General features: G+C 71.4%; 31 protein-coding genes. 12 read left to right on the forward strand and 19 right to left on the reverse strand.

Annotated elements, in window-relative coordinates; all coding sequences use genetic code 11:
- Window positions 1-46: 46 nt before the first annotated feature.
- The 5 genes from OHA91_RS16395 to OHA91_RS16415 all read right to left on the reverse strand — a co-directional run bounded on the left by OHA91_RS16395 (window position 47) and on the right by OHA91_RS16415 (window position 5,475).
- Window positions 47-1,414, reverse strand: a complete 1,368-nt coding sequence (locus OHA91_RS16395; protein WP_408059239.1) for an MFS transporter — start codon at window positions 1,412-1,414, stop codon at window positions 47-49.
- Between the two features lie 233 nt (window positions 1,415-1,647).
- A complete protein-coding gene (locus tag OHA91_RS16400; RefSeq protein ID WP_266498603.1) occupies window positions 1,648-2,133 on the reverse strand; it encodes a MarR family winged helix-turn-helix transcriptional regulator in 486 nt (161 codons plus the stop codon).
- Between the two features lie 80 nt (window positions 2,134-2,213).
- Window positions 2,214-4,079 carry an AMP-dependent synthetase/ligase gene (locus OHA91_RS16405; protein ID WP_328739535.1) on the reverse strand — a complete coding sequence of 622 codons (1,866 nt, stop codon included), beginning with the start codon at window positions 4,077-4,079 and terminating at the stop codon, window positions 2,214-2,216.
- Between the two features lie 86 nt (window positions 4,080-4,165).
- Window positions 4,166-5,077, reverse strand: coding sequence for an SdpI family protein (locus OHA91_RS16410; protein WP_308289009.1), 912 nt, complete (start codon window positions 5,075-5,077; stop codon window positions 4,166-4,168).
- A gap of 50 nt (window positions 5,078-5,127) precedes the next feature.
- On the reverse strand, window positions 5,128-5,475 hold the full coding sequence (locus tag OHA91_RS16415) for a GntR family transcriptional regulator (protein WP_266498607.1): 348 nt from the start codon (window positions 5,473-5,475) through the stop codon (window positions 5,128-5,130).
- A gap of 145 nt (window positions 5,476-5,620) precedes the next feature.
- On the opposite strand from OHA91_RS16415, the gene OHA91_RS16420 reads away from it, so the two are divergent.
- Window positions 5,621-6,235: a hypothetical protein gene (locus tag OHA91_RS16420; protein ID WP_266498609.1), complete on the forward strand. Its 615-nt coding sequence runs from the start codon at window positions 5,621-5,623 to the stop codon at window positions 6,233-6,235.
- Between the two features lie 183 nt (window positions 6,236-6,418).
- Here the strand turns inward: OHA91_RS16420 and OHA91_RS16425 are convergent, their stop codons facing one another.
- Window positions 6,419-7,168, reverse strand: coding sequence for a class I SAM-dependent methyltransferase (locus OHA91_RS16425; RefSeq protein WP_266498612.1), 750 nt, complete (start codon window positions 7,166-7,168; stop codon window positions 6,419-6,421).
- Between the two features lie 46 nt (window positions 7,169-7,214).
- On the opposite strand from OHA91_RS16425, the gene OHA91_RS16430 reads away from it, so the two are divergent.
- On the forward strand, window positions 7,215-7,526 hold the full coding sequence (locus OHA91_RS16430) for a CPCC family cysteine-rich protein (RefSeq protein WP_266498614.1): 312 nt from the start codon (window positions 7,215-7,217) through the stop codon (window positions 7,524-7,526).
- Window positions 7,527-7,550: 24 nt separating this feature from the next.
- Here OHA91_RS16430 and OHA91_RS16435 read toward each other — a convergent pair whose 3' ends face one another.
- A complete protein-coding gene (locus tag OHA91_RS16435; RefSeq protein WP_266498617.1) occupies window positions 7,551-8,306 on the reverse strand; it encodes a helix-turn-helix domain-containing protein in 756 nt (251 codons plus the stop codon).
- A 326-nt stretch (window positions 8,307-8,632) separates the two neighbouring features.
- Window positions 8,633-9,049: an ATP-binding protein gene (locus OHA91_RS16440; RefSeq protein WP_266498619.1), complete on the reverse strand. Its 417-nt coding sequence runs from the start codon at window positions 9,047-9,049 to the stop codon at window positions 8,633-8,635.
- Window positions 9,050-9,205: 156 nt separating this feature from the next.
- Between OHA91_RS16440 and OHA91_RS16445 the strand changes: the two genes are divergently transcribed.
- From OHA91_RS16445 to OHA91_RS16470, 6 genes are all read left to right on the forward strand, one after another.
- Window positions 9,206-10,066: a helix-turn-helix domain-containing protein gene (locus OHA91_RS16445; RefSeq protein ID WP_031153431.1), complete on the forward strand. Its 861-nt coding sequence runs from the start codon at window positions 9,206-9,208 to the stop codon at window positions 10,064-10,066.
- 5 nt (window positions 10,067-10,071) lie between these two features.
- Complete coding sequence (locus OHA91_RS16450) at window positions 10,072-10,254, forward strand: DUF397 domain-containing protein (RefSeq protein WP_266498623.1); 183 nt, start codon at window positions 10,072-10,074, stop codon at window positions 10,252-10,254.
- A 62-nt stretch (window positions 10,255-10,316) separates the two neighbouring features.
- Entirely contained in the window at window positions 10,317-10,739 is a 423-nt protein-coding gene (locus OHA91_RS16455) for a hypothetical protein (protein ID WP_266498626.1), read from the forward strand.
- Window positions 10,736-12,127, forward strand: coding sequence for a hypothetical protein (locus OHA91_RS16460; RefSeq protein ID WP_328739536.1), 1,392 nt, complete (start codon window positions 10,736-10,738; stop codon window positions 12,125-12,127). Before OHA91_RS16455 ends, OHA91_RS16460 begins: the two co-directional genes overlap by 4 nt.
- A complete protein-coding gene (locus tag OHA91_RS16465; protein WP_328739537.1) occupies window positions 12,124-12,444 on the forward strand; it encodes a hypothetical protein in 321 nt (106 codons plus the stop codon). The genes OHA91_RS16460 and OHA91_RS16465 overlap by 4 nt, the downstream gene beginning before the upstream one ends.
- Window positions 12,417-12,755, forward strand: a complete 339-nt coding sequence (locus OHA91_RS16470) for a hypothetical protein (RefSeq protein ID WP_158714824.1) — start codon at window positions 12,417-12,419, stop codon at window positions 12,753-12,755. Before OHA91_RS16465 ends, OHA91_RS16470 begins: the two co-directional genes overlap by 28 nt.
- A 74-nt stretch (window positions 12,756-12,829) precedes the next feature.
- Here the strand turns inward: OHA91_RS16470 and OHA91_RS16475 are convergent, their stop codons facing one another.
- The 5 genes from OHA91_RS16475 to OHA91_RS16495 all read right to left on the reverse strand — a co-directional run bounded on the left by OHA91_RS16475 (window position 12,830) and on the right by OHA91_RS16495 (window position 17,291).
- Complete coding sequence (locus OHA91_RS16475) at window positions 12,830-14,167, reverse strand: dicarboxylate/amino acid:cation symporter (protein ID WP_031153447.1); 1,338 nt, start codon at window positions 14,165-14,167, stop codon at window positions 12,830-12,832.
- 371 nt (window positions 14,168-14,538) lie between these two features.
- The gene (locus OHA91_RS16480) at window positions 14,539-14,811 is read right to left on the reverse strand and encodes a DUF4229 domain-containing protein (protein WP_051893328.1); all 273 of its coding nucleotides are present in this window, start codon (window positions 14,809-14,811) and stop codon (window positions 14,539-14,541) included.
- 165 nt (window positions 14,812-14,976) lie between these two features.
- A complete protein-coding gene (locus tag OHA91_RS16485) occupies window positions 14,977-15,501 on the reverse strand; it encodes a GNAT family N-acetyltransferase (protein WP_031153452.1) in 525 nt (174 codons plus the stop codon).
- A gap of 109 nt (window positions 15,502-15,610) precedes the next feature.
- Window positions 15,611-16,774, reverse strand: a complete 1,164-nt coding sequence (mqnE, locus tag OHA91_RS16490) for an aminofutalosine synthase MqnE (protein ID WP_266498636.1) — start codon at window positions 16,772-16,774, stop codon at window positions 15,611-15,613.
- 61 nt (window positions 16,775-16,835) lie between these two features.
- Window positions 16,836-17,291, reverse strand: a complete 456-nt coding sequence (locus tag OHA91_RS16495) for an Lrp/AsnC family transcriptional regulator (protein WP_030026281.1) — start codon at window positions 17,289-17,291, stop codon at window positions 16,836-16,838.
- 122 nt (window positions 17,292-17,413) lie between these two features.
- Here OHA91_RS16495 and OHA91_RS16500 point away from each other — a divergent pair, with 122 nt between their 5' ends.
- Entirely contained in the window at window positions 17,414-17,548 is a 135-nt protein-coding gene (locus OHA91_RS16500) for a hypothetical protein (RefSeq protein ID WP_258054175.1), read from the forward strand.
- On the opposite strand, the gene OHA91_RS16505 is transcribed toward OHA91_RS16500, so the two are convergent.
- Window positions 17,545-18,249 carry a UbiX family flavin prenyltransferase gene (locus OHA91_RS16505; protein ID WP_031153455.1) on the reverse strand — a complete coding sequence of 235 codons (705 nt, stop codon included), beginning with the start codon at window positions 18,247-18,249 and terminating at the stop codon, window positions 17,545-17,547. The genes OHA91_RS16500 and OHA91_RS16505 overlap by 4 nt on opposite strands.
- A gap of 86 nt (window positions 18,250-18,335) precedes the next feature.
- Between OHA91_RS16505 and OHA91_RS16510 the strand changes: the two genes are divergently transcribed.
- Complete coding sequence (locus tag OHA91_RS16510; protein ID WP_031153456.1) at window positions 18,336-18,947, forward strand: rhomboid family intramembrane serine protease; 612 nt, start codon at window positions 18,336-18,338, stop codon at window positions 18,945-18,947.
- A 31-nt stretch (window positions 18,948-18,978) separates the two neighbouring features.
- Here the strand turns inward: OHA91_RS16510 and mqnP are convergent, their stop codons facing one another.
- From mqnP to OHA91_RS16525, 3 genes are read right to left on the reverse strand one after another with little or no spacing between them, the layout of a single operon-like run.
- Window positions 18,979-19,902: a menaquinone biosynthesis prenyltransferase MqnP gene (gene mqnP / locus OHA91_RS16515; protein ID WP_031153457.1), complete on the reverse strand. Its 924-nt coding sequence runs from the start codon at window positions 19,900-19,902 to the stop codon at window positions 18,979-18,981.
- Entirely contained in the window at window positions 19,899-20,372 is a 474-nt protein-coding gene (locus OHA91_RS16520; protein WP_031153461.1) for a hypothetical protein, read from the reverse strand. The genes mqnP and OHA91_RS16520 overlap by 4 nt, the downstream gene beginning before the upstream one ends.
- On the reverse strand, window positions 20,369-21,826 hold the full coding sequence (locus tag OHA91_RS16525) for a menaquinone biosynthesis decarboxylase (protein ID WP_030026270.1): 1,458 nt from the start codon (window positions 21,824-21,826) through the stop codon (window positions 20,369-20,371). The genes OHA91_RS16520 and OHA91_RS16525 overlap by 4 nt, the downstream gene beginning before the upstream one ends.
- A 90-nt stretch (window positions 21,827-21,916) precedes the next feature.
- Here OHA91_RS16525 and OHA91_RS16530 point away from each other — a divergent pair, with 90 nt between their 5' ends.
- The gene (locus OHA91_RS16530; RefSeq protein ID WP_037632985.1) at window positions 21,917-22,261 is read left to right on the forward strand and encodes a PLD nuclease N-terminal domain-containing protein; all 345 of its coding nucleotides are present in this window, start codon (window positions 21,917-21,919) and stop codon (window positions 22,259-22,261) included.
- A gap of 10 nt (window positions 22,262-22,271) precedes the next feature.
- Here the strand turns inward: OHA91_RS16530 and OHA91_RS16535 are convergent, their stop codons facing one another.
- Entirely contained in the window at window positions 22,272-22,637 is a 366-nt protein-coding gene (locus OHA91_RS16535; RefSeq protein WP_328739538.1) for a cupin domain-containing protein, read from the reverse strand.
- 87 nt (window positions 22,638-22,724) lie between these two features.
- Here OHA91_RS16535 and OHA91_RS16540 point away from each other — a divergent pair, with 87 nt between their 5' ends.
- Window positions 22,725-23,219, forward strand: a complete 495-nt coding sequence (locus tag OHA91_RS16540; protein WP_266498655.1) for a MarR family winged helix-turn-helix transcriptional regulator — start codon at window positions 22,725-22,727, stop codon at window positions 23,217-23,219.
- Between the two features lie 27 nt (window positions 23,220-23,246).
- Here OHA91_RS16540 and OHA91_RS16545 read toward each other — a convergent pair whose 3' ends face one another.
- Window positions 23,247-23,762 carry an SRPBCC domain-containing protein gene (locus OHA91_RS16545; RefSeq protein WP_266498658.1) on the reverse strand — a complete coding sequence of 172 codons (516 nt, stop codon included), beginning with the start codon at window positions 23,760-23,762 and terminating at the stop codon, window positions 23,247-23,249.
- Window position 23,763 lies beyond the last annotated feature (1 nt).

Here is a 23,763-nt window from a genome sequence, read left to right on the forward strand (position 1 = left end):
CGGGGAGCACCGTTGCCGGTGCTCCCCGGGCAGCCCCGCCGGCGTGTCAGGGTGCGGGGGTGCGGGGCGGGCGGCGCAGGACGGTGGCGGCGACGGCCAGGGCGGTGGCGAGGAGGGCCGCGCCGACCGCGAAGGCCAGGTGGTAGCCGCCGGTCAGGGCCTCGGAGGCGGGGCGGCCGGCCGCGGCGAGGGACTCGGTGCGGGAGGCGGCGAGGGTGGAGAGGACCGCGACGCCGAGGGCCATGCCGATCTGCTGGGTGGTGTTGAAGAGCCCGGAGGCCAGGCCCGCGTCCTCCTCCTTCGCGCCGGACATGCCCAGGGAGGTCAGAGCGGGGAGGGCGAGGCCGAAGCCGGCGGCGAGGAGCATCACGGGGAGCAGGTCGGTGAGGTAGTGGGACTGGTCGGCGTCGCCGGGGACCCGGGTGAGCAGGCCGAGTACGCCGATCAGGAGGACCAGTCCGGTCAGGAGGACCCTGCGTTCGCCGAAGCGGGCATTGAGGCGGGCCGAGACGGTCAGGGAGACCACGCCGATGACGGCGGCGGCCGGGAGCATGGCGAGGCCGGTCCCCGCGGCTCCGTATCCGAGCACGTTCTGCATGTAGAGCGCGACGAGGACCTGGAAGGAGAAGAGGGCGGCGACCATCAGCATCTGCACCAGGTTGGCGCCGGTGACGCTGCGCGAGCGGAAGATCCGCAGGGGCATGAGCGGGGTGCGGGCGGTGGCCTGGCGGACGAGGAAGCCGGCGAGCAGGGCGAGGGAGAGGCCGCCGAGGCCGAGCGTGTGGGTGGAGGCCGCTCCGTACTGGTCGATCTTGACGACGGTGTAGATCCCGAGCATCAGCCCGGAGGTGACGAGCAGCGCGCCGAGGGTGTCGGCGCCGGCCTTCAGGCCGAGGCCGCGGTCGGCGGGGAGGGCGGGAAGGGCGACGAGGAGCGCCGCGATGCCGATGGGCAGGTTGATGAGGAAGATCCAGTTCCAGGCGAGAGCGTCGGTGAGGACGCCGCCGAGGACCTGGCCGATCGAGGCGCCGGCCGCGCCGGTGAAGCTGAACACCGCGATGGCCTTGGCCCGTTCGCGGGGCCCGGTGAAGAGCGTGACGAGGATGCCGAGGCTGACGGCGGAGGCCATCGCACTGCCGACGCCCTGGAGGAAGCGTGCGGCGATCAGGACCCCGGGGGAGGCGGCGGCGCCGGCCAGGAGGGACGCGGCGGTGAAGAGTCCGGTGCCCGCGAGGAACATCCGCTTGCGGCCGATCAGATCGCCGAGCCGGCCGGCGAGCAGGAGCAGCGAGCCGAAGGCGATGAGGTAGGCGTTGACGACCCAGCTGAGCCCGGCCGGGGTGAAGCCGAGGTCACTCTGGATGGCCGGCATGGCGACGGTGACGATGCTGCCGTCGAGGACGGTCATGAGCATTCCGGTCGCCAGGACGCCGAGCGCGAGCCGGAGCCGGCGGGAGCTGTGCGCGTTCGGTGCGATCGCCTGCGGTGCGATCGCGGGCGGTGCGGCTGCTGGTGCGGAGGTGGCGGACACGGCGGTCTCTCCTGTCGTCGGGAGCCAACAGAAGAGACCGTAGCAGATAGTTTTGTTGCAGACTATCTTCTACGTACCTAAGTGGGAGTTCGTCGCAGCGTTCGCACGCCCCGCCATCACCCTTTCTGACGCGCCCTCCGAGCCGGTCGCGGCCCTTCGACCGGGGCCTCCAGATGCCCGGTGACCAGCCGGTTCAGCGCACGGAGCAGCACTTCGCGCTCATCGGCGGGCAGGGAGTCGAGGGCGCCCGCGTGGACGCCGTCGACGATCTTCTGGCTCTCCTTCGCGACCTTCGCCCCCGCCTCGGTCACCGCGATGATCCGCGCCCGCCGGTCGGTGCTGGACGGCCGGCGCTCGGCCAGGCCGGCCTTCTCCAGCGCGTCGACCGTCACCACCATCGTGGTCTTGTCCATGTCCCCGATCTCGGCGAGCTGCGCTTGGGTGCGCTCCTCCTCCAGGGCGTGCACGAGCACGCAGTGCATCCGCGGGGTGAGCCCGATCTCGGCGAGCTGCGCGCTCATCCGCGTGCGCAGCACGTGACTGGTGTGGTCCAGGAGGAAGGACAGATCCGGTTCGGTGCGGGTGGGTGCCATGGCTGTCATGTCAGCCAGCGTAACGAAAGTCGATCCGTCGCGGATTATCGGCAGACGGACGACCTGCGGCACGACCGGTCCATGGCGGCTCACGCCTCCCGCGGCCCCCGGTACAGCTCGTCGATGCGGTCGGCGTAGTCGCGCGCGATCGCACCCCGCTTGAGCTTCAGCGACGGGGTCAGATGGCCGCGCGCCTCGGTGAAGTCGCCCGGCAGGACGGCGAACCGGCGGATCGACTCGGCCCGCGACACCAGCTGGTTCGCGTCGTCGACGGCCCGCTGGAGGTCGGCGAGCAGCTCCTCGTCCCGCACCAGCTCCCGCATCGGCACGTTCTGCTTCTTCCGCATCTGGCGCCAGTGCCACAGCCCGTCCGGCTCCAGGGTGATCAGCGCGGCGATGTACGGCCGGTTGTCGCCGACCACCATGCACTGCCCGACCAGCGGGTGGGCCCGCAGCCAGTCCTCCAGCGGCGCCGGGGCCACGTTCTTTCCGCCGGAGGTGATGATCAGGTCCTTCTTGCGGCCGGTGATGGTGAGGTACCCGTCCGCGTCGAGCTCTCCGATGTCCCCGGTGGCCAGCCAGCTGCCGTACGGGAGCGCCTGTCCGCTGTTCCAGTAGCCCGCGAAGACGTGCCGGCCGCCCAGCAGTACCTCGCCGTCGGGCGCGATCCGCACGGCCGTCCCGGGCAGCGGCCAGCCCACGGTGCCGAGCCGCGGCCGCTGCGGCGGGGTCACGGTGCTGGCGCCGGTCGTCTCGGTGAGCCCGTAGCCCTCGAAGACCTCGATGCCCGCGCCGGTGTAGAAGGCGGCGAGCCTGCGCCCCAGCGGTGACCCGCCGCTCAGGATGTAGCGGACGCGACCGCCGAGCGCGGTCCGGATCCGCCGGTAGACGAGCGGGTCGTACAGCGCCCGCGCGGCGCGCAGCACCGGCCCGGGCGCCTTGCCCTCGATGCTCTCGCCGAAGCGGCGGGCTATGCGGGCGGCCCGGTCGAAGGAGGAGGCGCGGCCCATCTTCTCGGCGGTGGCGCGGGCGGTGTTGTAGACCTTCTCCAGGACGTAGGGGATGGCGAGGAGGAAGGTCGGTCGGAAGCCGGCGAGGTCGGCGAGGAGGTCCTCGGTACGGATGCTGGGCGCGTGCCCGAGCTTGACGCGGGCCCGCAGGCAGCCGACCGCGACCATGCGGCCGAAGACGTGGCTGAGCGGCAGGAACAGCAGGGTCGAGGCGGGGTCCTTGCTGGCCGACTTGAAGACGGGGTGCAGCAGCTCGATGGAGTTGTCCACCTCGGCGAAGAAGTTGGCGTGGGTGATGACGCAGCCCTTGGGCCGGCCGGTGGTGCCGGAGGTGTAGATGAGGGTGGCTACGGAGTCCGGGGTCCGGTTGCCCCGCCGGGCGTGCACGAGGGCGTCGGGGATGCGCTCCCCCGCCTTCACCAGCCGGCCGATCGCGCCCGTGTCGAACTCCCAGAGGTGGGCCAGCCAGGGCAGGTTGATCCGCTCGGCGCTGAGGATGCGGGCCTGCGCGGTGTCCTCGACGGCGCAGGCCACGGCGCCGGAGTCCTGGATGATCCAGCGGGCCTGGAGGGCGGAGGAGGTGGGGTAGATCGGAACGGTGACCAGCCCCGCGGCCCAGCCGGCGAAGTCGAGCAGGGTCCACTCGTAGGTCGTGCGGGCCATGATGGCGAGCCGGTCGCCCTCGCGCAGCCCCTCGGCGATCAGGCCCTTGGCGACGGCGAGCACCTCGGCCGCGAACTCGGCCGCCGTGACGTCGCGCCAGGACCCGTCGGCCTCCTTGCGGGCGAGTACGGTCTCGTTCGGGGCCTGCGCGGCATTGTCGAAGGGGATGTCCCCGAGGGATCCGTGCGCGGGGGCCGCGGCGAGCGCGGGTACCCGCACCTCGCGCACCACTCCGTCGACGACCGTCCGGACGGGCTCCACCAGCTTCGGCTCCGCTTCCACGGCGCACCCTCCTCGGCTCACACGAGTGTTACCGCCGGTAATTTACGGAGGGGAAACCCTGTCCGACCAGCCCCAGGAGCCCTTCTTCACCGACGCTCCACTCCGCCACCGCCGCCACCGCACCGCGCGAGGGAATTGAGGAGGGCCGCGCCGCGCGCCGCGTCGTCGACGCTCACCGCGAAGTCCTTGCCGCCCGCGCGGACGACCAGGCACTCGCCCGCGCGCAGCATCACCGTCGTACCGAGTCCGCTCAGCCGGTAGCCCCAGCCGCCGACCTGCGCGGGCCGGCGCTCCTCGACCCGGGCCGACTCCACCACGGCCGCCGGCCAGCGTCGTACGGGCCATCCGAGCGGGCCGAAGGCGACCTCCAGGCCCTCCCCCGTGACGCGCGCCCGCACGGAAGAACACGCGAGGACCGCGAGGGCGGCGAAGGCGAGCGGCACCACGAACCACACCGGCCCGGCCACCAGCCCGCCCGCCCCGGCGACCGCGCCGACGGCAGCGGCGGCCCCCAGCACGGCGGCGATCAGGTGGAGCCACGGGTTCGACGTGCGCGCGAGCCATACGAGCCGCTCACCGTCGGGAACGTCCATGACGGGGCCGCGGGCCGGCGGGCGGCCGTCCGGCGCCCGCCCCCTACGGTCGGCCAGCCCTCCGGCCAGAGCGGCCAGGGCGGCCGCGGCGCACACGGCCACCACCGCCCAAACGCCCGGCAGGTCGGCCCGGCGCCAGTCCTCCTGGTCCAGATTGGCCCGTACGACCACCGCCTGCGCACCCACCAGGGCCACACCGCCGGGCAGCAGCGCGGTCGCGGCCCAGGCGCGCGCCGCGGCGAACGCCGCGACCCCCAGGACCAGTACGGCCCACACCGCCACCGGGAAGGCCACCGCACCCCCGAACGACGAGGCTCCGTCGGGCGCGCCGGACGGACCGCCCCAGTGCGTGGCCATCCGGCCGGGCAACCGCCCGCGCGCCGCCAGCGGCAGCGCGACCAGCACCACCGGTATCCCGGCCGCCCAACCCGCTAATCCCCAACCCCTGCCACCGTTCACGGCACCTCCCTGATCATCTCGACGAGATCCGCCCTCCCGTAGCCCAGGCGCGCCCCGTCCGCCACCAGTTCGCGTACGCGCTCCAGCAGCTCGGAGCGGCGGTCCGCGCCACCGGCCACGGTCACCCCGCGCCCGCGCCGGAACTCCAGCAACCCCTCGTCGCGCAGGGCCCGCAGGCCGCGCAGGACGGTGTTGGTGTTGACGCCCAGCGCCTGCGAGAGGTCCCGAGCGGGCGGCAGCCGGTCGCCGGGCGCGCACTCGCCCTCGGCGATGGCCCGCCGCACGGCTCCGGCGACCTGCTCATGCAGGGGGCGGTGGTCCGCGATGTTCAGCCTCAGCAACATGGTGCCACTGAAGCTAGCACCATCACTCTCATCGACTCAACGGCCCGCACCTCGGGCCCGGTTGGGCAGAGGGCGATATTGCTCCGCGAGCTGCGGCGATGCCGTGCGAGACTCCTGCGACCGACCTCGGAGGAACAGACACCACATGCGCACCACCATGACCGGACCCGGCCGGGCCCGGGCCGCAGCAGCCGTCGCCGGCGCGATACTCGTCGCCGGATGCGGTGGCGCCGTGCAGCCGGGCGCGGCGACGCCGGCCGCACCCCCCGCCCCCGCCCCGACGGCCTTCGGCAAGGAGGCCGCGCTCGCCGACCTGGCTGCGGCCACCGCGGCCGCCGGCCTTCCCGGAGAGACGGCGGCCCTGTCCCCGACTCCCCCGGCCCCGACCGATCCTGCCGACCCGCCGGCCACCGACAGGGAGCGGGCCCGGGACGAAGTAGAGGCGCGGATGGCGGCGTGCGGGGTCGGCTGGTCGTCACCGAACGGCCCGGGCTCCGCACAGGACCGGGCCGAGGCCCGCAAGCGGTTCCACGCCGCCCTCGCCGGCCTCGTGGAACGCGGCTGGAAGGAGTTCCGCCCCACCGAGGAGGTGGCGCTCCGCAAGGGCTCGATGGTCATGGCCCAGTACAAGAAGCAGGAATGGACCCTCCACGCCCGGCACTTCGAATCGGGACTGCTGGACATGGCCACGATGACGGCCACCGAGGACGCGTGCGCGAACCGCTTCACCGACGCCGAGCTGGACCTCCTGGAGGACTGACCGGTGCCGGTGCGCCCATTCCCTGGCGGAATGTCCATACCGTGGCGTTGCAGCGCCGAAGTGTTCGAGCAGATCTCGACCCGGCACGGCGTCACCCCTGACCCCTGCACGATGGAGGCGGCATGGGCGGCCTTCGAGGAATTCGTGCAGGTTCCGGTCAAGGGGATCGCAGGACCGGGCGGACTAAGGGCTCGTGGGAGCCGACAGGGCCTCGACCACGAAGAAGAGGAACGTCGGCCTGCGCGAGAGGTCCCGGAAGCCGTCGGGGAACAGCTCGCGGGCGGCCGGGTCCGGCTGGGGCTCGGCAATGACGGAGAGGCGGAAGCCGGCGGCGGTGAAGGCGTCGGTCATCGCGTGCAGCGGCTTGCGCCAGAACCTCATGGGGGCGGACTGCCCGCCGATCACCCACTCGAAGGCGTAGTCGCTCGTCGCGAAGTAGTCGGGCCGGGGATCCCGGAAGGTGTAGGCGACGAACGGGTGGTCCACCGAGGCGAGCAGCCGCCCGCCGGGCCTGAGCACGCGGCGCAGCTCGGCCAGCGTCGGCCCCCAGTCCTCCAGGTAGTGCAGGACGAGCGATGCGACCACGTCGTCGAACTCACCGTCCGCGAAGGGCAGTCGGTCCCGCAGGTCGACACGGTGCAAGGCCACGCCCCCGCCGAGCCGCTGCCCGGCCAGGGCCAGCATCGCGGCGCTGACGTCGACGCCGGTGACGACGGCACCGCGGTCGCGCAGCGCCGCGGACAGGGGGCCCGAGCCGCAGCCGGCGTCCAGGATCCGGCGGCCGGTCACGTCCCCGGCGAGGGCCAGCATCGCGGGTCGCTCGTAGTGGGCGTTGACGAGGCTGTTCTCGTTCTCCGCCGCGTACGCCTCGGCGAAGCCGTCGTAGTCGTTCGCGGTGTTCTCGGGCTCGGGCGGATCGGATAAGCGTTCCATCGTCGCAGCCTAGGTCGTTGCGTGCGGGTCACCGAGGATGTCGGCCATGGCCATCGAAGAACCGCCCGCCGGCCCGTCCGACACCGCAGGCCCCCTCCCATGCCCCTGCTGCTTCCGGCGGACGCTGGCGAAGCGCGCCGACTTCGAGATCTGCCCGGAGTGCGGCTGGGAGGACGACGGGCAGGACGACGCGGACGCGCACCTCGTACGGGGCGGACCCAACGGCAGCCTGAGCCTGGCGCAGGCCCGGCTGGACTACCTCGATGAAGTGGCCGAGGAATCCGAGGAGTCCATGGCGCACGGCGGCGACGGGCTGTGGATTTCGGAAGCCCGACGCCGGCTGTCCGACGTCGAATAGCGCGACGACCAGTTCTGCCGGCCCTTACGCGGCGACCGGTGGGCAGGTTCTGCAGCGGCCCGGGGTCGGGGCGCGGAAGGCGCGGTCGCAGCCGTCGCAGTTCTGGAGAGGGTCCGGCCGTGCGGGCGGCCGGGCCTCCGGGGCGGCCGGAGCGGGCGGCAGGTGCGGCGGGAGCAGGGCGGTGAGCCGGTACGCGAGGACGGATGCGGGGCGCCGCATGTCCTCGGGCAGGCCCGCCGACAGGACCCGCGCGACGGCCTCGGGGTCCACGCCGCGCTCCAGCCAGGCCGACACGGCGGGCGCGAGCCGCCGTACGTCGCGTTCGGCCAGCAGCAGCCGCGGGTCCCGCCGCCGCAGCCCGGCGAGCAGGTCGGCCGCCCCGGGGTGCGTCGGCTGCGCTTCGGGAGCCGCCGCGGCCTCCGCCTCCGGAGCCGGGTCAGAGCCAGGGTCCGGGTCCGGCCCCGGCTCCGGTACGGGTTCCTCGCCCGGCGGCGGGGGCGGGGGCGGAGGCGGTTCGCCCGAGGCGGAGCCCGGCTTGTTGTACGAGTACGTGCGGGTCACCACCCGCCCGCCCTCCAGCCGCTCGCGCCGCCGCTCCAGGTAGCCGTGCCTCTCCAGCTCCCGCAGGGCGGATGCGATCCGCACCTCCCCCTCCGGGAAGCGGCCGGCGAGGGCCTTGATGCCGACGGGCGCGCCGTCCGGCAGCGACTGGATGTAGGCCGCGACGCCGATCGCCGTCGCGGACAGGTCGCGGTGCTGGAGGAGGTGGTTGCCGACCACGGTGTAGTGACTCGCGTGCCACGTGTTGACGTGGATGACACCGGATCGGGCGGTGCCGGAGGGAACTCGGGACGTGGCGCGCGACGGCGCGCTAGGGTGCTGTGGAGCCATTGGGAAGCGGTGCTACTTCCTTGTTGGTCAGGCCCTCGGCCGGGATGCCAGTCCCACCGGGGGCCGTCTCATGTCTGGAGTTGTCGCGGCGAGCATATGCCCGCCAACCCACCAGAAATCCAGCCCAGTTGACACCTTTCACCCGACCGAGCGACGGGGGCCGGGTTTGGTTGGTGGGTTGGTTCTTTCCCCCGGTTCTTTGGGTCTTTATGCGTCTAAGCGCGCCGGATCGCGGACCCCCGGGACCCGGCGGCCGGGCAGGTCAGGGACACCTCAGCCCACACCACCTTGCCGGGGACCGGCCCTTCCCTGACGCCCCAACGGTCCGCCAGCGCTTCGACGATGACCAGTCCTCGCCCCGCGTCGCGGATCCGCGGGATCCGGTCGCCGCGCGCGTCCGCCACCTCGATCAGCAGCGTCTCGGGGGTCGCGGTGAGGGCGAGCCGGAAGTCCCTGCCGGGCACGCGCCCGTGGGTCACGGCGTTGGCGGCGAGCTCGGCCACGACGTGCGCGGGCTCGACCAGGGGAAGCCCCCACCCCCGTAGTTGCTCGACCGTCAGGAGGCGGGCGAGACGGGCGGCGCGCGGGGTCGCGGACAGCTGGACCTGGAAATCGACGAGTTGAGGAATCACGTCACTCAGCGTGTCCGTGCGTGCGTACCGTCGGAAGCAACATCGCGTGCACGTCCCGCGTTTGTCCGGCGCTTGTCCAGTGCTGTCACGGCTGTCCGGACCGAGGTGGCGGGTACGGGGCGCTGAGGACATCGGCTCGTCGGAGGTGGGAGCGCAATGGGCGTGGACAGCAGTGACGGTACGGAAGAGCCCGGCTGGGACGTCGATCCGGAGGACGAACAGGGCGCGGCGGTGGTGGCCGCGCTGGGCCGCCAGCTCAGAGCGTGGCGGGAGTCGGCCGGCATGCGGGCCGCCGATTTCGGGGCGGCCATCCAGTACGGGGAGGACCAGGTCCGCAAGGTCGAGTCGGGCAAGCGGATCCCCCGCCCCGAGTACCTGGACAGGGCGGACGAGGTCCTGAACGCCGGGGGGCGAATCTCCGCGATGAAGGCCGACCTGGAACAGGTCCGCTACCCGAAGAAGGTGCGGGACCTAGCAAAGCTGGAGGCGAGGGCCGTCGAGATCGGCTCGTACGGCAACCACAACATCCACGGCTTGTTGCAGACCGAGGACTACGCCCGCGCCCTGTTCGAGATGGCGCAGCCCCCGCAGTCATCGGAGCAGGTGGAACGAGGAGTCGCAGCGCGTCTGGCCCGACAGTCGATCTTCGAACGGACTCCGGGACCAGCCCTCAGTTTCGTCCAGGAAGAGGTGACCCTCCGGCGCACCATCGGAGGCACAATGGTGCTGCGCGGCCAGCTCGAACGACTGTTGGAGTTGGGCAAGTTTCGCAACGTCGCAGTCCAGGTGATGCCGACCGCCTGCGCCGATCACGCCGGAATGGGGGGCCGGATCCAGGTGCTGAAGTTCGGGGACGGAACGGCAGTGGGGCGCTCGGAAGGCATCTTCTACGGGCGGCCGGTCACCGACCCCAAGCATCTACAGATCCTCGACCTGCGCTATGGCACGATCCGGGCACAGGCCCTCTCGCCCAGGGAGTCGCTGGCCTTCATCGAGACACTGCTGGGAGAAACGTGATCCACATGGCTGAGCTCGTTTGGTTCAAGAGCAGCTACAGCGACAGCAGCGACATCAACGACTGCGTCGAAGTGGCCAACACCCCCGGCGCGGTCCTGGTCCGCGACTCCAAGGACACCGCGCGCACCCACCTGGCCTTCGGCCGCCCCGCATGGGCCGGGTTCGTCGCACACACGTCCGACGCCTGACGGAACCGCGCCTTCCCGTTGCGCGTCTCCCGATTAACGGTCGCCAACTATGCGGGGGATGGATGTCGTTCGATGCGGAATGGGCGGAGCACAAAGCCCTCGCCCGATCGGCACCGGCACCTGCGCAGGCACCGGCACTCGCGCCCGAGGCGGCCGGGACGCTGGTGGCCACGGCCTCCTCCATCAACGGCAACGCGAACCTCCTGATCGAGATCGCCGCGCTCCTCCACGAGGGCCGTCCCGACGGGGACGCGAGCACCATGGCCCGCGCCCCGCGCGCCCACGCAGACGTGGCCGCACAGACCCTCCGCTTCGCCGCGTTCGCCGACGACCAGTTCAAGGACACCGTCGCCCTCTTCGCCGGTCTCGCCACCCGCCTCAAGACCGCCGGCACGAGCTTCGCCGGGGTGGACGACGACACCGCCCGGTCCTTCCTCTCCGGCCTCCTCGCCTCGGGGCGGTACGTACCGCCGGAGTGCAAGTGAGCAGCGGGCTCAGCCACCGCGAGGACGTCGCGTTCCTGGAAGAGTGCAATCCGCCGCTCATCGAGCGGAACGCCGCCGAGTTCCGCCGTCTGCGCGACCTCCTCGTGCAGGTCGGGGAGCCGGCCCGGCGCGCGGAGACCCGTACCGAGTGGGAGAGCGAAGGAAGTCACACGTACACCGCGCGCCTCACCGAGGCCCGGCTGCTCGTGGCCCAGATGGCCGAGGGGTACGACAAGGCCGCCAGCGCCCTGAACGCCTACGCCGCCGCCGTCACCACCGCCAAGTCCCACTACCGCAACGGCAAGCACACCGAGCGGGCGCTCGCCGCGCTCATCGCCACCAAGGGAGTGGCGGTCACCAAGGCCGCACGGGAGGCGGAGCCCATGCGCCAGTGGGAGGACATGCGCGCCACGACCGGTTTCCTCGACCTCCTGGCCGAGGCCACCCTGGACGTCGACGACATCCGGGAGGAGGCGGACCGGCTCCACGACGCGGCCGGCGGCAGCTTCCACCTCGCGAAAACGGTCGAGGAGGAGGCCCGCGCCACCTGCGTCCACGCGCTGAAGCAGGCGTACGAGCTGCTTCCCGAGTTCAGGGTGCCGGGCGGCGGCGCACGGCCCGACCTGTACGCGGCGATGGCGGACATCCGCCGGGAGGCGGCGGAGGCCGCCTCCTCCCCGCTGACCCACCTGCCCGGCAGCGGGCCCAAGCGGGAGACGGCGCCGCCGCCCGGCGACGGCGGGATGTCACCCGCGCTGCGGGACATCCGGATGCGGATCTCCTCGCTGCCCCAGGCGGACGACAGCTACTGGGACCCGCCGAGCGACGACGAGGAGCGGGCCCGCTGGATATCCCACAACAAGGAAGTCCTGCGGGCCGCCGCCCGGCACTCCGGATTGCCCGAGGAACTCGTCGCGGGCATCGCCTGGAAGGAGATCGGCGGCCAGTACGGGGTCACCGACGACCTCACCGACGCCGTGCGCGGTGCGGCCGACTCGCCGCTGAGCCCGGTCGCGCCGCGGAACCTTCCATGGCGGCTGGGCGGGACGCCCGACGAGACCTCCTTCGGGCCGATCGCGATCCAGTTGCGCCGGGGCGCCGAGGTGCTCGGCTACGATCCGGCGCACCTCACGGACGCCCAACGGGACCTGGTGGAGGAGTCGCTGCAGGACCCCCGGCAGAATGCGTTCATCGCCGCGGGCCACCTGGCCCAGCTCAAGGCCGAGGCGGGGTACGCCGACGTGCCCGCCGAGCAGCTGACCGATGCCCAGATGCGGGAGATCGCCGCCCGCTACAACGGCGGCCCGTACTGGCAGTCGGGCAAGGCCCGGGACTACGGCGATGATTTCGGCGACGCTCTCGGCAAGGTGAAGGACGCGATGCGATGACAGACGGCCGCGGGGCCACCATCCCGCCCGGGGACCGTCGATGGGTGCGCTGGGCGTTCGGGCTCCCCCTCGCCCTCGTGCACGCCCTGAACGCCGTGTTCGTCTATGCCGCCGTGTTCCGCGGCCCGCAGGCCGCATGGGACCACCAGGGGTACGAGGGCACGGCCGCGGCCGTCTTCATCGCCCTCTGCCTGAGCCTGCTCGGGGTCCTGATCACGCTCGTCCCGCCGGTCCGCAGGGCGCTGGGCCCGTGGTGGTTCGCGCCGCCGCTCGTTCTGGGGGTGATCGCGTGGGTTCGTATCGAGACGCTCGGCTGAGGCTGCCCCGCGAGGACATCGACCTGCCCGAGGACCGCGGCTGCCTGCGCTGGGTGCTCGCCATCCCGCTCGTCGTGCTCTACGTCCCCGCGGTGTTTTCCTGCTACCTCGCCCTGGCCATGCGCCCGGCGTCGCCGTACGACCGGCTGCGCGACGACGCCCGGTTCATGGGCGGCTTCTCGGTCTTCCTGTGCCTGCTGGGCCTGCTGATCACCATCACCCCGCTCTACCGCCGCACGATGGGCCGCTGGTGGTTCGCCGCCCCGGTCCTGATCGCGACGACCGCCTACTTCCGCGCCCGCACGGTCTGACGCCCCGGGACGGGAACGCCGCAGCCCCCGCCCGGACGGGGCGGGGGCTGCGGCGCGTGCGAAGGGCGGGCGGCTCAGGCGGTCGCGGCGGCCGGCTGCGGCGTGGCCGGGGCGACGGCCGGGGCGGCGGGCTCGTCCAGCGGGGAGGCCGAGGCGTTGGCGTAGGCCTCCTTGTCCAGGATCCCCTCGCGGGCCGAGACGATGACCGGGACGAGGGCCTGGCCGGCGACGTTCGTGGCCGTGCGGATCATGTCCAGGATCGGGTCGATCGCCAGCAGCAGGCCGACGCCGGCGAGCGGGAGGCCCAGGGTGGAGAGGGTCAGCGTCAGCATGACGGTGGCGCCCGTCAGGCCGGCCGTCGCGGCGGAGCCGATGACCGAGACGAAGACGATGAGCAGGTACTCCTTGATGCCCAGCTGCACGTCGAAGATCTGCGCGATGAAGATCGCGGCGAGCGCCGGGTAGATCGCGGCGCAGCCGTCCATCTTGGTGGTGGCGCCGAACGGGACGGCGAAGGAGGCGTACTCCTTCGGGACGCCGAGGCGTTCGGTGACCTTCTGGGTGACCGGCATGGTGCCGACGGAGGAGCGGGAGACGAAGGCCAGCTGGATGGCGGGCCAGGCGCCCTTGAAGAACTGGATGGGGCTGACCTTGGCGACCGTCGCGAGCAGCAGCGGGTAGACGCCGAACATCACCAGGGCGCAGCCGATGTAGATGTCGGCGGTGAAGGTGGCGTACTTGCCGATCAGGTCCCAGCCGTAGGTGGCGATCGCGGTGCCGATCAGGCCGATGGTGCCGATCGGGGCGAGGCGGATGACCCACCACAGGGCCTTCTGGAGGAGCTCCAGGGCGGACTCGGCGAGGTCGAGGACCGGCTTGGCCTTGGCGCCGAGCTGGAGCGCGGCGATGCCGGCGACGACGGCCAGGAAGACGATCTGAAGGACCTTCAGCTCGGTGAACGGCGTGACGATGTCCGTCGGGACGATGCCGGTCAGGAAGTCGATCCAGGAGCCCGTCTTCTTCGGCTCCTTGCCGTCGGCGGCGGTGAGGCCGGTGCCCGAACCGGGGTCGGTCAGCAGGCCGATCGCGATGCCGATGCCGACCGCGATCAGCGAGGTGATCATGAACCAGAGGAGGGTGCGGGAGGCGAGGCGCGCCGCGTTGTTCACCTTCCGCAGGTTGGTGATCGACACCAGGATCGCGAAGAAGACGAGCGGGGCGATGGCCAGCTTGAGCAGCTGGACGAAGATGTCGCCGGTCTTCTCCAGGGTGGTGCCGAGCCAGCTGATGTCCTGGCTGCGGGCTATCCAGCCGAAGAGGACGCCGAGGACCAGACCGGCGACGATCTGGGCCCAGAAGGGAAACTTGAACGAGGCCTTGGCAGGGGCCTGTGGGGTCGCGGACACGGACACTCTCCGGAGGTGGCGCACGAAGTGAGGGGGGTGGTTCTGCGTGGTGTTGCGGTGCGGCAGCAGCCAGGAAGGGCCGGCCGGGACCGCTGCTGTATCGATTCAGCTCAACAGCAACAGGCCGCGGACGCGCGGCGGCAGAGGTCGACGTGCAGGCGCGTCACGAGCGGGACGCTCGTGATCATCGGGTGCGCAGCTGTGGTCAACATGTTCAACACGCTAACACTTCTCCTTTGGGAATCTCAAAGGGGCCCTTTGAGACAGCGGCGCACGAGCCCCTCTTGCGCAGGCCCGGAAAACACCACCGCCCCAGCGTTACGGGCGGTATACCCGGTGCTGGGGCGGTTCGGTGTGTGATGAAGCCAACTGGGTCGTTACGACCCGACGCGCGCCGCGTCGTCCGCCTGGTCCTCCTGGCTGCGGTTGTCGGCGAGCTTCTGCTTCGCACCCGCGACGCGCCCGGAGATCTGCGCGGACATCTCGTCGCGCTGCTTGCGCAGGAGGACGAAGGAGAGCGGGGCGGAGAGCACGAGGGCGAGCAGCACGACCCAGGCGCCGTTGGCGTCGCCGAGACCGGAGGGGACCAGGCCGAACCGGACGAGGAGCGCGACGACGGCGAGGCAGCCGACGAAGATGCCCAGGCGCATCGCGGTGTATCGGATCGTTGCGCTCGGCTTGAGGGACACGGTGACCCCTTCTCTCTCGTCGTGGTCGTCAGGTCGTGCGTCGCACGGTGCCCGTCCAGTGAAGCACGTCGGGGCCCGGCCGCGGCCCGCCGGGGTGCGTACGCCCGTACGGCCGCCGCCGGTGGATCAGTAGAGCGGCAGCAGCATCGTGATGTCGTCGCGGTCATCGCCCGGGGCCACGCGGACGGCGCCGGGGACGCGGCCGACCTCCTTGTAGCCGCAGGAGGAGTAGAAGTGCTCCAGGCCGAGGCCGCCGCGGCAGGTGAGGCGGACGGCGTCGATGCCCTCGATCGAGCGGGCCGCGGCTTCGGTCGCGGCCATGAGGTCCCGCCCGAGGCCCTTGCCCTGGTGGCGCGGATGGACCATCACCGTGTAGGCCCACAGCCAGTGCCGCTGGAGTCGGTGCGTGTTGTGGGTGAGGAAGGCGGTCGCTGCGACCGCGCCGTCGCCGTCGTGCCCGACGAGCAGCCTGCAGCTCCCGTCGGCGACGCCGGCGAGGTGCTTGTCGAGCGAGGGGCGGACGTCGTCGTGGGTGACCGGCGGTACGAAGCCCACGGCGCCGCCCGCGTTGGAGACGTCCGTCCAGAGCTTGAGGATTCCATCACGCAGGGAGGGTCCGACGACCGGATCCAGGGTGAAAGTAAGGGTCATTTAGCAAGTTTAACCATTACCTCATCGGCCCGTCCAGGAAAAGCTAAACCCCGGCCCATGGGCCGGGGTTAACTCGCCGGGAGCGGCTGGGGTGCGGGGCGGACGCGGGTCAGACGCGCATCGCCTGCGGGGTCTCGCGCAGGCCCGCGTCCGGGCCGGGGTACTCGCGGATGATCTCGTAGCGCGTGTTGCGCTCGACCGGGCGGAAGCCGGCTTCCCGGATCAGCTCCAGCAGATCCTCACGGCCCAGCTTGTTCGGGGTGCCGTAGTTGTCCGCGTCGTGGGTGATCTTGTACTCGACGACCGAGCCGTCCATGTCGTCCGCACCGTGCTGGAGGGCGAGCTGGGCGGTCTGCACGCCGTGCATCACCCAGAAGACCTTGACGTGCGGCACGTTGTCGAAGAGCAGTCGCGAGACGGCGAAGGTCTTCAGCGCCTCGGCGCCGGTGGCCATGGTCGTGCGCGCCTGGAGCTTGTTGCGCACCTTGCCGTCCTGCATGTCCACGAAGTCGTGCTGGTAGCGCAGCGGGATGAAGACCTGGAAACCGCCGGTCTCGTCCTGGAGCTCGCGCAGCCGCAGCACGTGGTCCACGCGGTGGCGCGGCTCCTCGATGTGCCCGTACAGCATGGTCGAGGGGGTCTTGAGACCCTTCTCGTGCGCGAGCCGGTGGATGCGCGACCAGTCCTCCCAGTGGGTGCGGTGGTCGACGATGTGCTGGCGGACCTCCCAGTCGAAGATCTCCGCGCCGCCACCGGTGAGCGACTCCAGGCCGGCCTCGATCAGCTCGTCCAGGATGTCGGAGGCCGACATGCCGGAGATCGTCTCGAAGTGGTGGATCTCGGTCGCCGTGAACGCCTTCAGCGAGACGTTCGGCAGCGCCTTCTTCAGCTCGGAGAGGGAGCGCGGGTAATAGCGCCACGGCAGGTTCGGGTGCAGGCCGTTGACGATGTGCAGCTCGGTGAGGTTGTCGTTCTCCATGGCCTTGGCCAGGCGCACGGCCTCCTCGATGCGCATCGTGTACGCGTCCTTCTCGCCCGGCTTGCGCTGGAACGAGCAGTACGCGCACGACGCGGTGCACACGTTCGTCATGTTGAGGTGGCGGTTGACGTTGAAGTGGACGACGTCACCGTTCTTGCGCGTGCGCACCTCGTGGGCGAGGCCACCGAGCCAGGCCAGGTCGTCCGACTCGTAGAGGGCGATGCCGTCCTCACGGGTCAGCCGCTCGCCGGAGCGGACCTTCTCCTCCAGCTCACGCTTGAGCCCAGCGTCCATGTACCGGTCGCCTCCTCTAGATGCCTCTTGTCTGTCCTGCGAACCCTGACCAACCGTACTCTCAGGCTTCCTCGGGCAGCTCCCCGACCCGGTTCTCCCACTTCGTGGAGAGCACGATGGTGGTACGGGTGCGCGAGACGCCCTTGGTGCCGGAGAGCTTGCGGATGATTTTCTCCAGGCCGTCCACGTCGCTGGCGCGCACCTTGAGCATGTAGGAGTCGTCGCCGGCGATGAACCAGCAGTCCTCGATCTCCGCAAGGTCGCGCAGCCGGCGGGCCACGTCCTCGTGGTCGGCGGCGTCGGAGAGGGAGATGCCGATCAGCGCGGTGACGCCGAGGCCGAGCGAGGCGGAGTCGACCGTCGCGCGGTAGCCGGTGATGACGCCGGCCGTTTCCAGACGGTTGATGCGGTCGGTGACGCTGGGGCCGGAGAGGCCCACGAGACGGCCCAGCTCGGCGTATGAGGCGCGACCGTTCTCCCGGAGTGCCTGGATGAGCTGCCTGTCCACCGTGTCCATTACGTGGAGCCTTCCATTATTCGGCGATCCTGCAAGTCTAGGTATAGAATCTAAGGCACACAGGGTCAACACCCTGCGATTTCTTTCAGCAGATCAATAACGATCTTCAGGAGTGGTACACCGTGTTCACGATCGAGATGGCGCACGCACACATGCGACAGCTCCAGGAGCTGGCCAACCGATCCCGAGCCCACCAGCCCGCCGCGGCCGCCCGCGTCGACAAGGCCCGCAAGCCGCTGGGCCGCAAGAAGGCCTAGTCACCGGCCTGCTCACCACCGCTCGACCCCTGGGGAGAGCGGGAGCCTCCCAGCTCCCCCTCCCAACGGCGGTACAGCCGGTGCGGCACCCCTGCCGCGTCCAGCACCCGCCCCGCGACGAAATCCACCAGATCCTGGATGTGCGTCGCACCCGCGTAGAACGCCGGAGAGGCGGGCAGCACGACGGCGCCCGCCTCGTCCAGCGCCACCAGATGCTTCAGCGTCTGCCCGTTCAGCGGGGTCTCCCGCACCGCGACCACCAGCCGGCGCCGCTCCTTGAGCGTCACGCTCGCCACGCGCTGGAGCAGGTCCTTCGACAGCCCGAGCGCCACCCCCGCCACGCAGGCCGTGGACGCCGGGACGATGAGCATCCCCTTGACCGGGTACGAGCCCGAACTCGGGCCGGCGGCCAGGTCCCCGGCACCCCAGTACCGCACGTCCGCGTCGGCCGTCAGGCCCTCGAAGGTCCCCGGCTTGCCGTCGGCTCCCCGTGCCAGCCACTCCGCGAGGTCCTCGCGCCAGTGCGCGTCACGGAAGGCGATGCCGGTCTCGTCCAGCAGGGTGAGGCGCGAGGCCCGGCTCACGACCAGGTCGACGCTCTCCCCCGCGGAGAGCAGGCCGCGGAGCACCGCCGCCGCGTACGGCGTCCCGGACGCTCCGGAAACCCCGACCACCCACGGGGTGCGATTGCGCTCTGTCATACCTCCGAGACTATCCGGCCACGCCCGGCGGGCACTCAGTAAGGTGACCGCACGTTCCCGTGAGGGGAGCCACGAAGGGGGCGAAGATGAGCACGACGGTGGATACCGGTCGGACGCAGACCGACCGGGCCAAGACGGCGGCCAAGCTGATGCTGGGCTGGGTGGCCCTGCTGTGGGTGCTGGAGGCCGTCGACTACGCCACCGGCCACGCCCTCGACCAGTACGGGATCCTCGCCCGCGACCCCGACAGCCTCACCGGCATCGTCTCCGCGGCCTTCCTCCACTTCGGCTTCGACCACGTCGCCTCCAACAGCGTCCCGCTGCTGGTCCTCGGCTTCATAGCCGCCCTGTCCGGGATCCGCCGGTTCCTCGCGGTGTGCGGCCTGATCCTGCTGGCCGACGGCTTCGGCACCTGGCTGATATCCCCGTCCGGCACGATGACGCTGGGTGCCTCGGGCATCGTCTTCGGCCTCTTCGGCTACCTGCTCGTACGGGGCTTCGTCGAGCGCAGGGCGCTGGGCATCGCGGTGGCGGTGGGCGTCGCCGCCGTCTGGGGCACGACGATCGTCTCCGGCATCCTCCCGACGGACTCGGGCGTCAGCTGGCAGGGCCACCTGTGCGGCCTGGTGGCGGGCATCGTGACGGCCCTCTACTTCCGCCGCCCGGCCCCCCGCCAACCCTCCGCCCTCACGGGCTGACGCCGGCGGGGTCCACGGGCCGCGGCGGTACTCACACCGTCAGTCCGCGGACCACCAGATCGGCCAGGGCGCACACGAAGAGGGCGATGCCGATGAAGCCGTTGACCGTGAAGAAGGCCCGGTTCAGGCGGGACAGGTCGTGCGGCGTCACGATGGTGTGCTCGTAGACGAAGGCGGCGACGACGATCGCCAGGCCGGTCCAGAACAGCGGGCCCGCGTCCGTGGCGAGCGCGTACCAGGCCAGCAGGGCCGTGGTCACGACGTGCGAGCCGCGCGCGCCCCAGAGGGCGGCGGGGACACCGAAGCGGGCCGGGACGGACTTGACGCCCTCCGCGCGGTCGGCGGCCACGTCCTGGCAGGCGAAGATCAGGTCGAAGCCGCCGATCCACACGCCGACCGCAAGGCCCAGGACAACCGCGTCCCAGGACCACTCGCCGGTGATCGCCAGCCAGGCCCCGACGGGGCCCATCGCCTGGGCCAGCCCGAGGATGGCGTGCGGGAAGTTCGTGAACCGCTTGCCGTACGGATAGACCACCATCGGGACGACGGCGACCGGCGCCAGCGCCAGGCAGAGCGGGTTCAGCAGGGCCGCCGAGCCGAGGAAGACCACGAGCGCGATCGCCGCGCCGGTCCAGGCCGAGCGGACCGACACCGCGCCGGTGACCAGCTCGCGCCCCGCGGTCCGCGGGTTGCGGGCGTCGATCTCGCGGTCGATGATCCGGTTCGCGGCCATGGCGAAGGTCCGCAGCCCCACCATGCAGACGGTGACGAGCAGCAGCTTGCCCCAGTGCACGGTCCGATCGAGCTGGAACATCGCGGTCAGCGCCGCGATGTAGGCGAACGGCAGCGCGAAGACCGAGTGCTCGATCATCACCAGCCGCAGGAAGGCCTTGACCTTGTTGGCCGCCTCCGGCGCGGGGCCCTGTCCGACCACTCCGTCGGCGGTGGTCATCATGCGAGTTCCCTCCGGAACCGTTCGAGTTCGGCCAGCAGTTCCGACGCCGGCAGCGCGCCGAGTTCCAGCGTCCGGGCGGCGGGGCCGTCCTCCTCGCCCTCGGGCGGGGTGACGTGCGCGGTGACCGTCCAGTCGGCGCCGACGGGCCGGGCGTCGAGGCGCAGGAAGTTGCCGGCCTCGACGGTGAACGGCTCGGCCGCGGCCAGGGCCTGCTGCAACTGCTCCGCGAAGGCGTCGGCCTCGGTGTCGCGCGCGCCGGGCAGTTCGAAGCCGTCGCCGTCGCCGTCCGCGTCGTACATCAGCGTCCAGACATCGCCGGGGCCGGCGAACTCCTCCGGGCTCACGCCGGCGTCCCGGGCCGCGACGATCACGCCGGGCTGGGTCGGGTCGATCTTCGGACGCGCCAGGACCACGTACGCCTCCGCGGTGCCGAGGTTCAGTTCCGGGCCGTCGACGGCGATCGGGCTCACAGGCCGTACTCCTTCCAGCGGCGGTCCACGAGGGCCGCCGTCGCGGGGTCGGACTCCACCATGTCGGGCCAGCCGCCGTCGCGGGTGTAACCCTCCTCGGGCAGCTTCTTCGTGGCGTCGATGCCCGCCTTGCCGCCCCAGAACTGCTGGTACGAGGCGTGGTCGAGGTGGTCCACCGGTCCCTCGACGACGGTCAGGTCGCGGGAGTAGTCCGTGTTGCCGAGGGCCCGCCAGGACACCTCGTGCAGGTCGTGGACGTCACAGTCCTTGTCCACCACGATGATCAGCTTGGTCAGCGACATCATGTGGGCGCCCCAGATGGCGTGCATGACCTTCTGCGCGTGCTTGGGGTACTTCTTGTCGATCGAGACGATCGCGCAGTTGTGGAAGCCGCCCGACTCGGGCAGGTGGTAGTCCACGATGTCCGGGACGATGATCTTCAGCAGGGGCAGGAAGAACCGCTCCGTCGCGCGGCCCAGCGGACCGTCCTCGGTCGGCGGGCGGCCCACCACGATCGACTGCAGCAGCGGCCGCTTGCGCATCGTGATGCAGTCGATCTTCAGGGCCGGGAAGGGCTCCTGCGGGGTGTAGAAGCCGGTGTGGTCGCCGAAGGGGCCTTCCGGGAGCATCTCCCCGGGCTCCAGCCAGCCCTCCACGACGACCTCCGCGTTGGCCGGGACCTGGAGCGGGACGGTCTTGCAGTCGACCATCTCGATCCGCTTGCCCGCGACGAAGCCGGCGAAGAGGTACTCGTCGATGTCGCCCGGCAGCGGCGCGGTGGACGCGTACGTGACGGCGGGCGGGCAGCCGAAGGCGATCGCGACCGGCAGCCGCTCGCCCTTGGCGGCGGCGACGGCGTAGTGGTTGCGACTGTCCTTGTGGATCTGCCAGTGCATGCCGATGGTGCGCTTGTCGTGGCGCTGGAGCCGGTAGAGGCCGAGGTTGCGCACGCCCGTCTCGGGGTGCTTGGTGTGGGTGAGGCCGAGGTTGAAGAAGGAGCCGCCGTCCTTGGGCCAGGTGAAGAGGGCCGGCAGCAGGTCCAGGTCGACGTCGTCGCCGGTGAGGACGACCTCCTGGACGGGTGCGGAGTCGCCCTTCACCTTCTTCGGCGGGACGTGGACCATCGAGCCGAGCTTGCCGAAGGCCTCGCGGACCCCGATGAAGCCCTGCGGCAGCTCCGGCTTCAGCAGACCGCCGATCTTCTCGCTGATCTCGGCGTACGACTTGAGGCCGAGGGCCTTGAGGAGGCGGCGGTCGGTGCCGAAGACGTTCATGGCCAGCGGCATCGCCGAGCCCTTGACGTTCTCGAAGAGCAGCGCGGGACCGCCCGCTTTGTTCACTCTGTCGACGATCTCCCCGACCTCCAGGTACGGGTCGACTTCGGCCTTGATGCGCTTGAGGTCGCCCTCTCGCTCCAGAGCCCGGAGCAGCGAGCGGAGATCGTCGTAAGCCATAGGGGCCAGTATCCGTCACCAACTACGCTGGGAACGTCACCGGGGCCCCTTGCGGGTCCGCCGCCACTGCCCGGGAGTCGGTCCCACACCGTGCTGCGCTATCTGCCGTTCCTGCTGATCATCGCGCTGACCATCTACGCCTTCATCGACTGCCTGAACACGCCGGAGGAAGAGGTCAAGCACCTGCCCAAGGCGATGTGGGTGATCATCATCCTGCTCTTCTCCATCGTGGGGCCGGTGGTGTGGCTGTTCGCGGGCAAGAAGCGGGTGGCCTCCGGCGGTGGCGGGCGCGGGTCCAGGGGCCGCGGTCAGTGGGTGGCCCCCGACGACAACCCGGAGTTCCTGAAGTCCCTGCGCGAGGAGCAGGAGAACAAGGACCGGGACAAGGACAACGGCAAGGACCAGGGCAAGGACCAGGGCAAGGACGCCGACTAGGCGGCCGGGCCTAGCGGGCCCACGGGAGGATGCGGGGCTCATCCTCGCCCGGCACCGACACCACGCCGTCCGCGCGCATCGCCACGTAGGCCTGGAAGGTTTCGGTGGCGTGGATCCTGCGTGCCGCGTCCGCCGGGAGGACCAGGGTCTGGCCAGCGGTGACCTTCTCGGTGCGGCCTTCGAAGGTGACCTCCAGGGAGCCGGCGGTGAGGGTCCAGACCTGCTCGCGGCTGACGGAGTGCTCGGGGCCGGTGGCCCCGGCGGGCATGTCGACGTGCCAGGTGCTCAGCTCGGAGCTGCCGCGGCTGGGGGCGGCGAAGCCGGTCATGGTGGCGTTCGGGGTGGCGGTGACGTGCTCGGGGGAAGCGGTGATCACGTACAAGGCGGGTCCTTCCGTCGAGTGAGTCAAGCTGCTTTACTCAACGAGTAAAGCAGCTTGACCCGAACGTGTCACCATATTTACGTGACGAGAGAAGACGCGACGAAGAGCGGCGGGGGCAGCGGGGCCGGCGAGGGCGTCGAGCTGACCTTCCTGCTCGGCCTGGGCTTCCAGCTGGTGCTGGGCGAGTTCACCCGGCGCCTCGCCGAGGTCGGGTACGGGGACCTGCGGCCCGTGCACGGCATGGCCTTCCAGGCCCTGAAGGGCCGTGGCGCGACGGCCACCGAGCTGGCCGAGCGGCTCGGGGTGACCAAACAGGCCGCCGGGCAGATCGTCGACGACCTGGAGCGACGCGGCTACGTCCGCCGCGAGCCGCACCCTGAGGGCGGCCGCCGCAAGCTGGTGGTCCTGACCGGGGCGGCCCGGGACCACCTCGCCGTCGCGGGCCGGGTCCTGCACGAGTTGGAGGCCGAGCTCGCCGGCAGCGCGGACGTCGGCGCCCTGCGCCGGGAACTGGCCCGCGTCGTGCGCACGCTCCACGGGGAGGACGGGCTGCCGCCCCTGCGCCCGGTGTGGTGAAGGGGGGCGGCGTGCGGCCGCAAGGCCTCAGGACGCCTTGCGGACGCTGGTGAAGGAGCCGTAGGACTCGCGCAGCCGCGCCCAGCGGGTGTCCGTCCAGGCGGACCAGTCCGTCGGGCGTCCGGCCAGTGCGGCGTCCAGCAGTTCGAAGTGCTCGTGCCAGCCGGCCAGGCAGTCGAGGCGGTCCTCGTCGGAGCCGCCGCGCTCGTTCACGAACCGGATGACCGTCGAATCGGTGCCGACCGCCTCCAGGTGGAAGCGGATCCGCCCGTGCTCGCTCACCGTGTACTCGGCGACGCGCTCCACGTCCCAGGCCGTGACGTGGCCGGTCACCACGGTTCCGGTGTTCAGCCAGCGCAGCGTGACGGCCCCGCCGAGCCGCCGCTCCAGGACGTCGGCGGCGGCCAGCCAGCCGCGCAGCCCGTCGGGCGTGGTCAGGGCGTGCCAGAGGGCCTCGTAGGCGTACGGCAGGTGGAGCTCGAAGCGGAGCAGCCAGTGGTTCTCGCCGCGCCGTTCGCTGGTGGCATGGCTCACGAGGGACATG

The sequence above is a fragment of the Streptomyces erythrochromogenes genome, assembly GCF_036170895.1.
Lineage (GTDB): Bacteria > Actinomycetota > Actinomycetes > Streptomycetales > Streptomycetaceae > Streptomyces > Streptomyces erythrochromogenes.